Source organism: Streptomyces sp. NPDC051064 (assembly GCF_044455985.1).
Lineage (GTDB): Bacteria > Actinomycetota > Actinomycetes > Streptomycetales > Streptomycetaceae > Streptomyces.
In genome coordinates, this window is record NZ_JBITFK010000016.1 from 30,034 (window position 1) to 43,545 (window position 13,512).

The 13,512-nt window shown below is 69.9% G+C and carries 11 protein-coding genes; 7 read left to right on the forward strand and 4 right to left on the reverse strand.

What is annotated here, in order from left to right; all coding sequences use genetic code 11:
- Positions 1-6: 6 nt before the first annotated feature.
- The 4 genes from ACIBCU_RS36700 to ACIBCU_RS36715 form a co-directional block, all read right to left on the reverse strand.
- Complete coding sequence (locus ACIBCU_RS36700) at positions 7-504, reverse strand: MarR family transcriptional regulator (protein WP_362929154.1); 498 nt, start codon at positions 502-504, stop codon at positions 7-9.
- Positions 505-723: 219 nt separating this feature from the next.
- Positions 724-1,926 carry a cytochrome P450 gene (locus ACIBCU_RS36705; protein ID WP_362929152.1) on the reverse strand — a complete coding sequence of 401 codons (1,203 nt, stop codon included), beginning with the start codon at positions 1,924-1,926 and terminating at the stop codon, positions 724-726.
- 14 nt (positions 1,927-1,940) lie between these two features.
- Positions 1,941-3,131, reverse strand: coding sequence for an acyltransferase family protein (locus ACIBCU_RS36710; protein ID WP_399236860.1), 1,191 nt, complete (start codon positions 3,129-3,131; stop codon positions 1,941-1,943).
- Between the two features lie 157 nt (positions 3,132-3,288).
- Positions 3,289-3,873, reverse strand: a complete 585-nt coding sequence (locus ACIBCU_RS36715) for a response regulator transcription factor (protein WP_362929148.1) — start codon at positions 3,871-3,873, stop codon at positions 3,289-3,291.
- A 474-nt stretch (positions 3,874-4,347) separates the two neighbouring features.
- Here ACIBCU_RS36715 and hutH point away from each other — a divergent pair, with 474 nt between their 5' ends.
- Genes hutH through ACIBCU_RS36750 form a run of 7 tightly spaced genes read left to right on the forward strand, consistent with a single transcriptional unit; the run spans position 4,348 to position 13,502 of the window.
- Positions 4,348-5,988 carry a histidine ammonia-lyase gene (hutH, locus tag ACIBCU_RS36720; protein WP_399236862.1) on the forward strand — a complete coding sequence of 547 codons (1,641 nt, stop codon included), beginning with the start codon at positions 4,348-4,350 and terminating at the stop codon, positions 5,986-5,988.
- The gene (locus tag ACIBCU_RS36725) at positions 5,972-7,405 is read left to right on the forward strand and encodes a hypothetical protein (protein WP_362929144.1); all 1,434 of its coding nucleotides are present in this window, start codon (positions 5,972-5,974) and stop codon (positions 7,403-7,405) included. Before hutH ends, ACIBCU_RS36725 begins: the two co-directional genes overlap by 17 nt.
- Before the next feature lie 13 nt (positions 7,406-7,418).
- Positions 7,419-9,254 carry an asparagine synthase (glutamine-hydrolyzing) gene (gene asnB / locus ACIBCU_RS36730; RefSeq protein WP_399236864.1) on the forward strand — a complete coding sequence of 612 codons (1,836 nt, stop codon included), beginning with the start codon at positions 7,419-7,421 and terminating at the stop codon, positions 9,252-9,254.
- The gene (gene metK, locus ACIBCU_RS36735; RefSeq protein WP_362929140.1) at positions 9,251-10,450 is read left to right on the forward strand and encodes a methionine adenosyltransferase; all 1,200 of its coding nucleotides are present in this window, start codon (positions 9,251-9,253) and stop codon (positions 10,448-10,450) included. The genes asnB and metK overlap by 4 nt, the downstream gene beginning before the upstream one ends.
- Before the next feature lies 1 nt (position 10,451).
- A complete protein-coding gene (locus ACIBCU_RS36740; protein ID WP_362929138.1) occupies positions 10,452-11,447 on the forward strand; it encodes a carbohydrate kinase family protein in 996 nt (331 codons plus the stop codon).
- Positions 11,444-12,421, forward strand: coding sequence for a methylenetetrahydrofolate reductase [NAD(P)H] (metF, locus tag ACIBCU_RS36745; RefSeq protein WP_362929136.1), 978 nt, complete (start codon positions 11,444-11,446; stop codon positions 12,419-12,421). Before ACIBCU_RS36740 ends, metF begins: the two co-directional genes overlap by 4 nt.
- Positions 12,408-13,502 (forward strand): PfkB family carbohydrate kinase, encoded by a 1,095-nt coding sequence (locus tag ACIBCU_RS36750; protein ID WP_362929134.1) that lies wholly within the window; start codon positions 12,408-12,410, stop codon positions 13,500-13,502. Before metF ends, ACIBCU_RS36750 begins: the two co-directional genes overlap by 14 nt.
- Positions 13,503-13,512 lie beyond the last annotated feature (10 nt).

Here is a 13,512-nt window from a genome sequence, read left to right on the forward strand (position 1 = left end):
GGCCGCTCACGTGACTTCGAGGATCTTGGCGATCAGGCGGGTGAGTGTCTTGCGCTCCGCGGGGGTGAGGGCCTGGAAGGCGCGGTCCAGCAGGCGCGGCACCCCGCTCTCGACCTCGGCCAGGGCGACCAGCCCGTCCGCCGTCAGCGTGATGGCGTTGGCCCGCCGATCCTTGGGGTGCCGCTCGCGGCGTACCAGCCCCGAGTCCTCCAGACCGTCGATGCAGCCGACCATCACGCTGCGGTCGATACGCAGCTGCTCGCTCAGCTCCTGCTGCGAACAGGGCCCCACGTCGCTGAGCATCTTCAGCACCAGGTGCTGGGCCACCGAGACCTTGTAGTCGGTGAGTTCGACGTCGATGGCGCGGGCCACCACGGTCGTGGCCCGGCACATGGCGATGTCCGGACGGTCGAGGGCGAGTGTGGAGAAGTACTGCCGGCGTGCGCTGTCGTCGGCAGCCCTGCTCGGCGAGGTCCGGCGGGTTCGCGGCGGGTTGGTCGTCATCCGGGCTCCCTCGTGTGCAGCTGCTGTCATCCTGAGCGCTGCATAGTGGGTGTCAAGATTATTTATCCTTCTACTTTACGGTCAAGTCCAACGCGTGCGCGGCCGTATACGCGGTGGGCGGCACGGCGGCACCGCGGTGCCGCCGTGGACGGCCGAAGTGCGGCCGGGCTCCTCGAGCCCATCACCGCACTTCGGTCCGCGATCAGATGTGTTCCGCCGTCACCAGTCCACGGGAAGGGCCTTGGGGCGCACGGTCAGCAGTCCGCCGATCCACTCCACCTGCTCCGCGGGAACGGCCAGACGCAGCGAGGGGAGCCGCTTCGCGAGCGTCCCGAAGGCCGACTGGAGCTCCACCCGGGCGACGCCGACGCCAGGGCAGTAGTGGTGGCCGTGCCCGAAAGCGAGGTGCGTGGCATCGGTGCGGGTGAGGTCCAGCGCCTCCGGTGCGGAGACCCGCCTGGTGTCACGGCCGGCCGCGTGCATCACCGGGATGACGCCCTCGCCCTTGGCCACCTTGGTGCCGGCGATCTCGACGTCCTCCGTCGCGATGCGCATGAAACCGATCTCGGAGGGAGGCGCGTAGCGCAGGAGTTCCTCGGTGGCCTCGGGGAGCACGCCGGGGTTGTCGACCAGCAGGCGCCACTGGTCGGGGTGGCGCAGCAGCTGGAACAGGCTGCGCGAGATCGCGCTCACGGTCGTGTCGTGGCCGGCGACGAGCAGGTTGATGCCCAGCCAGACCAGCTCACGCTCGTTCAGCCGGTCGTCGTCGTCGCGGGCCGTGATGAGGGTGCTGAGCAGGTCCTCACCCGGCTCCTCGCGGTGCTGTGCGATCAGCCCGGCCACGTACGCGGCGGACTCCTCGCGGGCGGCCAGCCGTTCTTCGGGCGTGTGCGCGGTGATGCTGACCAGTCGGTCCGTCCACTTCTGGAGCTTCGCGCGGTCCTCGACGGGGGCGCCCACCATCTCGCAGATGACCCAGATGGGCAGCGTGGCCGCGAAGTCGTGGTGCAGGTCGGCGGGACGGGGCCCGGCGATCAGCTGGTCGATCAGCTCATGGGCTATCTCCTCGATCCTGGCCCGCCACAGCTCGGCCTTACGGGGAGTGAACGCGGGGGCGATGAGCCTGCGCAGCCGGGTGTGGTCCTGGCCCTCCTGGTTGAGAAGGTTGTACGGGTTGTCCGAGAAGTCCTCGCCGCTGACCGTGCGGACCGCCCCGGGTTCGCGCAGCGCCGCACGGGACAGCCGCCGGTCGGACATGGCGGCCACGACCTCGTCGTAGCCGGTGACCATCCACGCGGCGTCACCGCTGGGCAGTCGGACGCGGGAGACCGGGCACTTCGCGCGCAGTTCGGAGTACTTCTCCGGGGGTTCGCCAAGAGGCCCCAGGGGGAGCGGGTACTGGGTGAGCGAGTCGTCGGACATGCTGGCGTTCCCTTTCAGACGGTTCGGGAAGGGGTGGCTTCGGTAGTCGCGGGACGAGCGGCGGCCGATGGCCGGGCCGGGGCCGGGGGAGGTGCGGACCTGCCCCGGCCTGAACCGAGCAGGCGCATCGCGGGACGTTCGACGCAGACGTGCAGCGCCCAGGAGATCAGCAGTGACAGGGCGAACGCGGCCGCGAACAGGCCGAACACCGTGGGTGTCGACCAGGTGCGGCCCTCGCCCAGCAGCCGGTGCCCCTGCTGGAGGAGCAGTCGGTGGACGAGGTAGAAGGCGAAGGACCATTCCCCAAGGCGGACGGCCATGGGGCGGGCCAGTACCGAGGCCGTCCCGCGGATGTCCTTCTGGGCGACGGCTGCGATGAGCAGCCCGATGGGCACGACGGTCACGCTGGTCAGCCCGTACAGGAAGGGGAGCTGGAGTGAGACCGCGTAGGCGACGAGGACGAGCGCGGCCGCGGGCAGGACCGGGACGGGGACTGTGCGCCCGGTCAGCAGCATCCTGGCCAGGAACATGCCGAAGCAGAATTCCAGCAGGCGGCCCACCGGGATCACGTACACGAACCAGAACTGCCACTCGGAGCCGGAACCGAACGGCAGCGGCGGGGAGTCCGGCAACAGCTCCGCCAGCAGCGGCAGCACGGGAACCAGGAGTGCTGTGACGGTCGCCCACACCCACAGGCGGCCGGCCTCGATGCGTCGCAGGGCCCGCAGCAGGAACGGGAAGAGCAGGTAGAAGAAGACCTCGCAGGACAGTGACCAGCTCACGTCGTTGAGGCTCGAGAACACGTCGCGGTCGGGGAACCAGGTATGCACCAGGAACAGGTTCGGGAGCGCCTGGCGCAGCTCTGCCGGTGCGCCGGCCGCGGCCACCAGGACGAGCGCGGCGGCCCAGGTGACGATGTGCAGCGGATAGACCTTGGCGGCCCGCCGCCGCCAGAAGCCCGGCACCGTGTCCCGGGGGCGGGCGGACCACGTCAGGACGAATCCGCTGAGGACGAAGAAGAAGCTCACGCCCAGCCATCCCGCGTTCATGACCGTGTCCGCGTACGCCTGGCCGAAGCCGGTGTCGCTGAACGGCGCCTCCAGGGCGGCATGGAAGGCGAAGACGAACAGAACGGCGACGAAGCGCAGGCCCGTGAGGGACGGGAGTCGGGACAGGCCCGACGGCCTGCGCGGATCCGTGGTCATGAAGGCACTCCGGATCTAGAAGGCCAGTATTCTAAAGTTCGCTAAGTATCGAATCATATGGTGAACTCCGCTTGCATGCAAGGGAGTTGGGGCTGCGCAGACTGCCGGGGCGAGGCCGGTGAGCGGACGCGCCCCGGCGTCAGGTGCTACCGCGTTCTCACGCCGCCTTCTCGACCGCCTGGTGGGCGTGGGCGACGGCCTGGAGGCGATTTTTCACACCGAGTTTGCGCAGAATATTGGAGACATGGAATTTCACGGTCTTTTCGCTCAGGTAGCACGCCCTGGCGATCTCCGCGTTGGACCGTCCTGCGGCCACATGGGAGTAGACCTCCTTCTCCCGGGTGGTGAGCCGGTCCAAAGGTGAGGTGGTGCCGGGGGTGAAGAAGGGGAGATGAGGCAGTATTCCGTCGATGATTTGGACCGCTATTCCATGGGGAAGGAACACCTCTCCCCGTGCGATCGAATGCACGGCGTCCACCAGGTCGTCGAGCGGCGCGTCATGGCAGACGAAGGCGCGGACGCCCGACCGCAGATACGCGACGATGCGCTCGATGGCCGGCTCCTGTGTCACCAGCACGACTCCGGCCCGTCGCTGCCGGGTCTCCGAGGCCTGCCGCGGCCGGGCGGCGGCGATGACCTCGGGGGGAGATAAGGAAGGGTCGTCCTCCACCAGGAGGACGTCGGCCTGTGGCCTGGGATCCCGTCCTTCCGGCCCGGGCCGGCCGGGGCTGATGACGCTCATGCCTGGTGTCGAGTGCAGGGCGGCCGCGATTCCGGCAGACAGGATCGAAGGACCTCTGGGCGCAGCGACACGTATCGGCGTTCCGGTGCGGTGGGTGGCGCAGTCGATCATTGATCCCCCTGTGGATGGCTTCGCGGAGCTACTGCTCGCGGCGGCGACCGGAGTACTGCGGGACACTGGCCGCGAGGCGTGCGGCTGGCAGATGCTAACCCGATAACCGTCTTGCATTCAATGATTTCCATCCAGACATAACCTTGTAACATTCGCTCCGTCGCGCATTCCGTCGCCGGTCACGGGGGAATCGGTTCGTGACACCGTTTTGCAGGCGGCTCCTCTCTGTGCCACCCATACGGAAGCACCTATTCCTCCTGGTCTTCGGCCCAGGTAGAGACTGGCCGCTCGGCGGAAGCCCGGAGCACGGCCGATCACAGAGGCTGGGCACATGCCAAATCGATTTGCGTCGGAGAGTGCCCTGTGACCGCACAGACCCACGACGTCGGGATCGAACTCGACGGTCGATCGCTCACCCTGCGCGACGTCGTACGACTGGCCCGCCCGCCCAGGGAGGGCGTGGCCCCTGCCGTGGCGCTGGCATCCCAGGCGGTGGCCACGGCAGAGCGAAGCGTACGGCTGCGCGACCGCCTGATCGCCGACCGGAAGCCGATCTACGGTGTGACCACGGGCTTCGGGGACAGCGTCACCAACCAGATCAGCCCTGAGCGCGCTGCTCATCTGCAACGGAACCTGATTCGCTATCACCTCAACGGCACGGGCCCGGAAGCCGCGGATGACGTGGTCCGCGCCACATTCCTGATCCGCGCCAACGCACTGGCCCGCGGCAACTCCGGCATCCGCCCCCTGGTGATCGAGCGGTTGCTCGCCCACCTGGACGCGGACATCCTGCCGCGTGTACCGGAGAGGGGCTCCCTGGGGGCCAGCGGGGACCTGGTACCGCTCTGTTACGTGGCCTCCGTCCTGCTCGGCGAGGGCGACGTGCTCTACGGCAAGCGGATCATGCCGGCCTCCGAGGCCCAGCGGGAGGCGGGCATCGCGCCCCTCGACCTGGAGGCCAAGGAGGGGCTGGCGCTCATCAACGGAACGTCGTTCACCACCGCGTTCGCCGTCCTCGCCGCGCACGACGCCGTGAGCATCGCCCGTACGGCCGAGATCGTCACCGCGTTCATCAGCGAGGCGCTGTTGGGCAACGCCTCCCACTTCGCCGCGTTCCTGCACGACGCCAAGCCCCACCCCGGCCAGGTCGCGACGGCCAGGGAAGTGCGGCGAATGACCGCGGAGTCGGGGCTCTCCACGACGTACGAGGAGATCCTCGACGGGACGGACCCGCTGCAGGACGACTACCGCAGGCTCGAACAGCGCATCCAGGACCACTACTCGGTGCGCTGTGCTCCGCATGTCATCGGCGTCCTCCGCGACACCCTCACCTGGGTCGAGCAGTGGCTGACCACGGAGATCAACGCCTCCACGGACAACCCGCTCTTCGCGGTCGAGGAGGAGCGGGTGCACCACGGCGGAAACTTCTACGCCGGACACGTCGCCCAGGCGATGGACAGTCTCAAGATCGCGACCGCGAACGTGGCCGATCTCCTGGACCGGCAGCTGGCGCTCGTCGTGGATCCGAAGTTCAACGCGGGGCTGCCGGCCAACCTCGTACCCCCCTCACTGAGCGACGAGGCCGGACTGCACCACGGATTCAAGGGCATGCAGATCGCCGCCTCCGCCATCACCGCCGAGGCCCTCAAGACCGCCGCTCCGGCCAGTGTGTTCTCCCGCTCCACCGAAGCCCACAACCAGGACAAGGTGAGCATGGGCACCCTCGCCGCGCGCGACGCCCGCACCGTGAACGAACTGACGGGCCAGGTCGCGGCGATCGCCCTGCTCGCCGGCGCCCAGGCCATCGACCTCAGGGGCCGCGAGAACGCGGCCCCCTGGGTCCGGCGCGTGCACGAAGTCGTGCGCGCCCACGTCCCGTTCGCCGACGGCGACCGGCGCATGGACGGAGACATCGCCGCGGTCAGCGAGCTCATTCTCGACGGCAGCCTGGCCCGCGCGGCCGGCTTCACCTCCGACAAGGACACCGATGTTGCTGCTGCGTGACTCCCACATCGAGCACACACTCCTGGCCACCGCCCGGGCGCACACCGATCTCGTCCGCGACAGCCACGCGGGCACCCCCGAACCCGGCGCCCTGGGCAGGAAGTTCTCCGCCACCCTGCAGGCCGCTGCCGACTCCGGCCTCTACGAGCGCGACACGCTCGCGGACCTCACGAAGAAGGCACAGGCGACGGCCCCGGAGACGGTCATCGCGGACCTCCTGCCCCAGCTGCCGTTCCTGCCCAAGCAGAGCCTGAGCTCCGGCGGACACAAGGCGTTCACCCGCGACCTGTCGGAGTTCCTCCACTACTACGAGTCGTCCGGCACGACGGGCAACCCGGTGGCGGCGCCGAAGGCCCTCGACGACCTGATCGTGAACACCATCAACATCGGGGAGCAGTGGGCGCGCATCCTCGACCGGAGCGACCGGGCGCTCATCCTGATCAACGCCCCCTTCGCCCCCGCGGCCTACCAGTTCGAGAAGGTCCTCGAATATCTCCAGGTGATGTCCCTGCGGCCGTGGGTGGACAACATCACGGGTGACTACACCCGGGTGCTGCGACTGACCCGCGAACTCGGTGTCAACGTCTTCGTAGGGCCTCCGTCCCGCCTCCTGGAGATGATCCAGTTCGCCTACCGCAACGACGAGCCGGTGCCCGCCTTCGACAAGCTCCTGCTCATGGCCGAGCAGACAGGGCCGGGATTCATCCGGCACCTGGAGCGGCTGACCGGGGCCAAGGCCTACTCCGCCGCCTACGGCTCCTCGGAGACCGGCACCACCGCCATCACCTGCGAACAGGGCAACCTCCATCTCCAGACGCAGAGTTACGTCCTGGAACTGACCGACGACACCGGGACCCGGTTCATCGAGGGCAGCCCCGACCGCGGTGAACTCGTCGTCACCACCCTCGACATGCAAGCGAGGCCCCTGCTGCGGTACCGCACGGGTGACCTCGTCGAGATCCCGGGAACGCCCTGCCCGTGCGGGGTGGCCACCCCGCTGTTGCGCACCCTCGGACGCTCCCAGGACCTGATCGTGCTGGAGGGCAACGGCATCCGGCAGAACGACTTCGAGGCCGGCCTGTGGCCGGAGGAGCACACCGGCCCGACCGTCCTGAACTACATGCTGGTGATCCGCGGTACGGCCATCGTGTGCCTGGCCACCACCGACGTACCCGTCGACGAGGCCTGGTCACGCGCGACCGCCGAACGCGTCGGCGGCCTGTTCCCGGGCTACGACCTGGTGCTGCGCCCGGTGGAGACGCTCCCGCCGCTCGCCTCCCTCGGCCAGTACCTCGGCTGGAAGCTGTCGAGGGTCCTCGACCTCAACGACGCGCGCAACTGGGACCGGCTGCCCGCCCCGATCCGGGGCGTGGTGGAGGCGAGCCTCGTCGGCTTCGCCACCGCCTCCGAGAAGTGAGGAGCTCACGCACATGTGCGGCATAGCAGGCTGGTTGGACTGGGAACGTGACATGACCGGTCAGGTCGCCACCGTCTCCCGGATGGCTGAGACACTCGCCCTGCGCGGCCCGGACGGCGCCGGGGTGTGGAGTGCCCCCAGCATCGGTCTGGGGCACCGCAGGCTCGCGGTCATCGACGTGGACCACGGGCAGCAGCCGATGGCCGCCCGCGGGGAGGACGACGGCCGGGAGCTCGCGGTGGTCTCCTTCAGCGGCGAGATCCACAACTTCCGTGAGATCCGGGAGGAGTTGACCACCCGCGGGCATCGCTTCCGTACCGGCACGGACACGGAGGTGATCCTGGCCTCGTACCGTGAGTGGGGCGAGTCCGCAGTCACCCGGTTCGCCGGAATGTTCGCCTTCGCGCTCTGGGACGTCGCGCGGGAGACACTGCTGCTGGCACGTGACCCGCTGGGCGTGAAACCCCTCTACTACGCGGAACACCCCTCGGGCGTGATCTTCGGATCCGAGCCCAAGGCACTGTTCGCCAGCGGGCAGGTCGCCCCGGAGGTCGACGCCGAGGGGCTGGTCGATGTCTTCACGGTGGCGGCCAAGCGCCCCGGGGACGCCGTCTTCCGCACCCTGCGCGAAGTGAAGCCGGGTCACCTGATCCGCTTCGACCGGCGGGGCGCGAGGCCGCACCGCTACTGGGAGTTACGCAGTCGGCCGCACGAGGACGACGTCCCCACCACCGTCGCCCGCGTCCGCGAGTTGCTCGACCGGGCGGTCTCCGAGCAGATCGAGGCCGACAGGCCGCTGGGCGCCCTGCTCTCGGGCGGCATCGACTCGAGCGCCATCACGGCCCTGGGCGCGGGCGTGCTGTCCGCCAACGGCCTCGACCCGCTGGCGACGTACTCGGTCGACTTCGAAGGCAGCGAGGAGGAGTTCACCGCTGACGCGCTGCACGTCTCCCGGGACGCGCCGTTCGTGCAGGCGGTCGTCGGGCACCTCGGCACCAAGCACACCGAGGTCCTGGTGGAGCCGGCCTCGCTGCTCCACGAGTCACGGACCACCCTGCGGGCCCGCGACATCCCCGGCGTGGGCGACCTGGACGTGTCCCTCTATCTGCTCTTCCGCGAGGTGAGCAGGTATCTGACGGTCGCCCTGTCCGGCGAGGGCGCGGACGACGCGTTCGGCGGCTACCCCTGGTTCGTCTCCGAGGCCCGGAAGCCTACGAACGGCTTCCCCTGGTCGGCCGGCGTCCAGGACCGCAACGCCGTTCTCTCCGGGCACCTGCGCGACAGCCTGGACCTGCACGAGCGCCTCGACGCCCGGTACGAGGAGGCGCTGGGCGAGGTGCCCCGCCTCGAGGGCGAGACCGGAACGGACCGGCGGATGCGCGAGGTGTACTACCTCCAGCAGACCCGCTTCCTGCCGTTCCTCCTCGACCGCAAGGACCGGATGAGCATGGCCAACGGCCTGGAGGTCCGCGTCCCGTTCTGCGACCACCGCCTGGTCGACTACGTGTGGAACGTGCCATGGCAGGTCAAACGCCTCGGTGACCAGGAGAAGGGCCTGCTCCGCAGCGCGGTCGAGGACCTGCTGCCCGCCGAGGTCGTGCACCGGCCCAAGAGCGGATTCCCCGTCGGAAAGGGTTCCGAGTACCTGGACTCCGTCCGCGACGCCGTCTCGGACATGATCGGCGACCCGAGCTCGCCCGCCATGCAACTGCTGGACGCGGCGGCGCTGCGCGCCATGGTCGACAACAAGGACTGGTTCAACGGCGCGTTCACGCCGCCTCCCATTCTGCCCCGGGCGCTCCAACTCGACAGCTGGCTGCGTGACTACAACGTGCGGGTGGTCGTGTGACACGCCGTCTGTTCACCTCGGAGTCCGTGACCGAGGGACACCCCGACAAGATCGCCGACCAGATCAGCGACACCATTCTCGACGCGCTGCTCAAGGAGGACCCCACCTCCCGCGTCGCCGTCGAGACCCTGATCACCACCGGCCTGGTGCACGTGGCCGGAGAGGTCACGACCAAGGCTCGTGTCCCGATCCCGCAGCTGGTCCGGGACAAGATCATCGAGATCGGCTACGACTCGTCGGCGAAGGGCTTCGACGGAGCCTCCTGCGGCGTCACGGTGTCGATCGGCGCGCAGTCGCCGGACATCGCGCAGGGCGTGGACACGGCGGACAAGGCCGGCGTCGAGGACGAACTGGACCGGCAGGGCGCCGGCGACCAGGGCATCATGTTCGGCTACGCGACCGACGAGACGCCGACCCTGATGCCGCTGCCGATCTTCCTGGCGCACCGCTTGTCCAAGCGCCTGGCGGACGTACGGAGGAACGGCACCATCCCCTATCTGCGTCCGGACGGCAAGACGCAGGTCACCATCGAGTACGACGGCGACAAGGCGGTCCGGCTGGACACCGTCGTGGTCTCCTCGCAACACGCGTCCGGAGTGGACCTGGACTCCCTGCTGGCCCCGGACATCCGTAAGCTCGTCGTGGAGCCGGAGCTCAGGGCGCTGCTCGACGAGGGCATCAAGCTGGACACCGAGGGCTACCGCCTCCTGGTCAATCCGACCGGCCGCTTCGAGATCGGCGGCCCGATGGGCGACGCGGGCCTCACCGGCCGCAAGATCATCATCGACACGTACGGCGGTATGGCCCGCCATGGCGGCGGCGCGTTCTCCGGCAAGGACCCGTCCAAGGTCGACCGCTCGGCCGCGTACGCCATGCGCTGGGTCGCCAAGAACGTCGTGGCGGCCGGGCTCGCCACCCGTTGCGAGGTCCAGGTCGCCTACGCGATCGGCGTGGCCCAGCCGGTGGGCCTGTTCGTCGAGACGTTCGGCACCCACCGGATCGGGACCGAGCGGATCGAGAAGGCGATCGGTGAGGTCTTCGACCTCCGCCCGGCGGCGATCATCCGGGACCTGGGTCTCCTGCGTCCGATCTACGCCAGGGCCGCCGCCTACGGCCATTTCGGCCGCAGGCACCCCGACTTCACCTGGGAGCGCACGGATCGTGCGACGGCGCTCCGGAAGTCGGCGGGGGTGTGAGGTGCGCATAGCGGTCACAGGTTCCATCGCCACCGACCATCTGATGCACTTCCCGGGCCGGTTCACCGAACAGCTCGTGCCGGACGCGCTCGACCACGTGTCGCTCTCTTTCCTGGTCGACGAACTGCACATCCGCCAGGGCGGCGTCGCCTCCAACATCGCCTTCGGTCTCGGCGGCCTCGGCCTGCGGCCCGTGCTCGTCGGAGCCGTCGGACGCGACTTCGAGGACCACGGCGCACGGCTCGCCCGCCATGGTGTGGACACGGGTTCGGTGCACGTGTCGCAGGTCCGGCACACGGCGCGGTTCCAGTGCACCACGGACGACGACGGGAACCAGATCGCCTCGTTCTACGCCGGCGCGATGAGCGAGGCGGCGGCGATCGACATCCGCGCGGTGGCGGAACGCGCAGGCGGCCTGGGCCTCGTCCTGATCGGGGCGAACGACCCCGAGGCCATGCTGCGGCACACGCGGGACTGCCGTGCGGCAGGACTGCTCTTCGCCGCCGATCCGTCCCAGCAGCTCGCACGGCTCGACGGCGAGACGATCCGGGACCTGGTGACCGGCGCCGGCCTCCTCTTCACCAACGAGTACGAGAACACCCTGCTGCTCCGCAAGACGGGATGGACCGAGACCGATGTGCTCGTCAGGGCCGGCACCTGGGTCACGACGCTGGGCGAGAAGGGCTGCCGGATCCAGCGGAGGGGCGAGCCACCCGTCGAGGTCGCGGCGGTGCCCGTGGCCGAACCGCGGGATCCCACCGGTGTCGGCGACGGGTTCCGCGCCGGTTTCCTCGCGGCGGTCGCAGGCGGGCTCACCCCGACCCGGGCCGCCCAGCTCGGCTGCGCGGTGGCCGCGGTCGTACTGCGCGCGGTCGGGGCGCAGGAGTACCGGCTGGACCACGAGGAGCTGCTGACGCTGTGTGCTTCGGCCTACGAGCCGGAGGCGGCGCAGGAGCTGGCACGCTTTCTCGGCCGGACCGGTGGGGAGGTGTCATGACACCACCAGGCACGTCGCCGGACGGGGTGCGCCGCCTGCTGGCCGAGGGGCGCACTCTCTACTCCTTCGAGATCTTCCCGCCGAAGTCGCCGAAGTCGCCGAAGTCGCCGCAGACTTCGCCGGGCGAGCGGTCCCTGTGGCAGACCCTGCGTGAGCTGGAAGCCGTGCGGCCCGCGTTCGTCTCCGTCACCTACGGCGCCGGCGGATCCTCGCGGGACCGGACGATCGCCCTCGCCGAGCGCATCGCGCAGGACACCACGCTCCCCGTGGTGGCCCATCTCACGGCCGTCGGGCACTCCGTGGCCGAACTCCGCCGGATCATCGGGCAGTACGCGCACGCCGGAGTCCGCGACCTCCTCGTCCTGCGCGGCGACCCGCCGTCCGACCCCCGGGGCCCCTGGGTCCCGCACCCCGAAGGGCTGCGCCACGCCGCTGAACTGGTACGCCTGGTAAGGGAATCCGGTGACTTCGGCATCGGCGTCGCCGCGTTTCCCGAGCGGCACCTCCGCTCGCGGGACTGGGAGGACGACATCGGTCATTTCGTGGCTAAGGCCAGGGCCGGCGCCGACTTCGCGATCACCCAGATGTTCTTCCGGTCCGAGGACTACTTCAGGCTCCGCGACCGGCTCGACGCGGCGGGTTGCACCATCCCGGTGATCCCGGAAATCATGCCCGCCACGCGCTTCGGGCAGATGGCGCGATTCGCGGAGCTGAGCGGCGCCACGGTCCCGGCGCACCTGGCCCGTCGCTTGGAGGAAGCACGTGACGACGCCGCCGAGGGCCACCGCATCGGGGTCGACCACGCCACCGGGATGGCCCGGCAGCTGCTCGACCAGGGCGCCCCCGGTCTGCACTTCATCACCCTCAACCGTTCCACGGCAGCGCTCGACATCTACCGCGGGCTCGGCCTGCCCGAACCCCGGCGTAAGACGCACGCCGCCGCCGTAGGAGGAGCCGACCGTGGAACGTACTGAGCAGGCTGCCGCGGACGGTGGCGCCGAGTGCGACGTGTACGTCGTGGGCACGGTGTTCCAGGACATCGTCTTCACCGGACTGGAAGGCGCCCCGGTCAAGGGAGCCGAGTCCTGGGCCCGCGGCATGGGGTGCAGCCCCGGAGGTGTGGCCACCACGGCGACGGCACTGGCCCGGCTCGGCCTGCGCGCCATGTTGTGCGCGGCGTTCGGCGACGACGAGTACGGCGACCACTGCTGGGTGGACCTCTCCGCCGACGGGGTCGACCTGTCGACATCGCGCAGACCGGCGGGCTGGCACTCCCCGGTGACGGTCTCGTTCGCCTACGACGGGGACCGCACCATGGTCACCCATGGGCACGAGGCCCCGGCCGAGGAGCGGTTTCCCCCGCGCCGCCCGCCCCGCAGCCGCGCCTGCGTCGCGGGCCTCGCTCCCGGGGAGGACGCGGAGTGGGTCCGCCGGGCGGCGGAGGACGGCAGCCTGGTGTTCGCCGACACCGGGTGGGACGCCACAGGCCGCTGGTCCGTGTCCGACCTCGACGGGCTCCGTCACTGCCACGCCTTCCTGCCGAACGCCGCCGAAGCGACGCGGTACACCGGGACCGACAGCGCGCGGGCGGCCGCCCGCGCCCTCGCCGAGGTCGTTCCGGTCGCCGTGGTGACCATGGGCGCCCAGGGAGCTGTCGCCTGCGACGGACGCACCGGCGAGGAGGCGGCCGTCCCCGCGGTCCCCGTCGACGCCCTGGACCCGACAGGCGCGGGCGACGTGTTCCTGGCCGGTTTCGTCTTCGCCACCCTGGCCGACTGGCCCCTGACCGACCGCCTCGCGTTCGCCGACCTCTGCGCAGCACTGTCCGTCGCGGAGTTCGGCGGGGCTCACTCGGCACCCGGCTGGTACGAGATCACACGGTGGTGGTCCGGGCTGAGGGACGGGGGCTCCCGCCGTCGCACCGACGCCGAACTGCGCCGGCGCTATTCCTTCCTGGCAGACCTGTCCGAGATGGCGCCACTGACGCCGCCACGACGTGCGGTTCCGACGATCGGATTCAGAGGAGCCGCAGCGCCCCCCGTCGGCCGACGCTGACCACCTTCTT

What these genes read in the sequence shown, in the direction of transcription:
- ACIBCU_RS36700 (WP_362929154.1), bottom strand. Translation starts at nt 504, where the DNA reads ATGACGACCAACCCGCCGCGAACCCGCCGGACCTCGCCGAGCAGGGCT.
- ACIBCU_RS36705 (WP_362929152.1), bottom strand. Translation starts at nt 1,926, where the DNA reads ATGTCCGACGACTCGCTCACCCAGTACCCGCTCCCCCTGGGGCCTCTT.
- ACIBCU_RS36710 (WP_399236860.1), bottom strand. Translation starts at nt 3,131, where the DNA reads ATGACCACGGATCCGCGCAGGCCGTCGGGCCTGTCCCGACTCCCGTCC.
- ACIBCU_RS36715 (WP_362929148.1), bottom strand. Translation starts at nt 3,873, where the DNA reads ATGAGCGTCATCAGCCCCGGCCGGCCCGGGCCGGAAGGACGGGATCCC.
- ACIBCU_RS36725 (WP_362929144.1), top strand. Translation starts at nt 5,972, where the DNA reads ATGTTGCTGCTGCGTGACTCCCACATCGAGCACACACTCCTGGCCACC.
- asnB (WP_399236864.1), top strand. Translation starts at nt 7,419, where the DNA reads ATGTGCGGCATAGCAGGCTGGTTGGACTGGGAACGTGACATGACCGGT.
- metF (WP_362929136.1), top strand. Translation starts at nt 11,444, where the DNA reads ATGACACCACCAGGCACGTCGCCGGACGGGGTGCGCCGCCTGCTGGCC.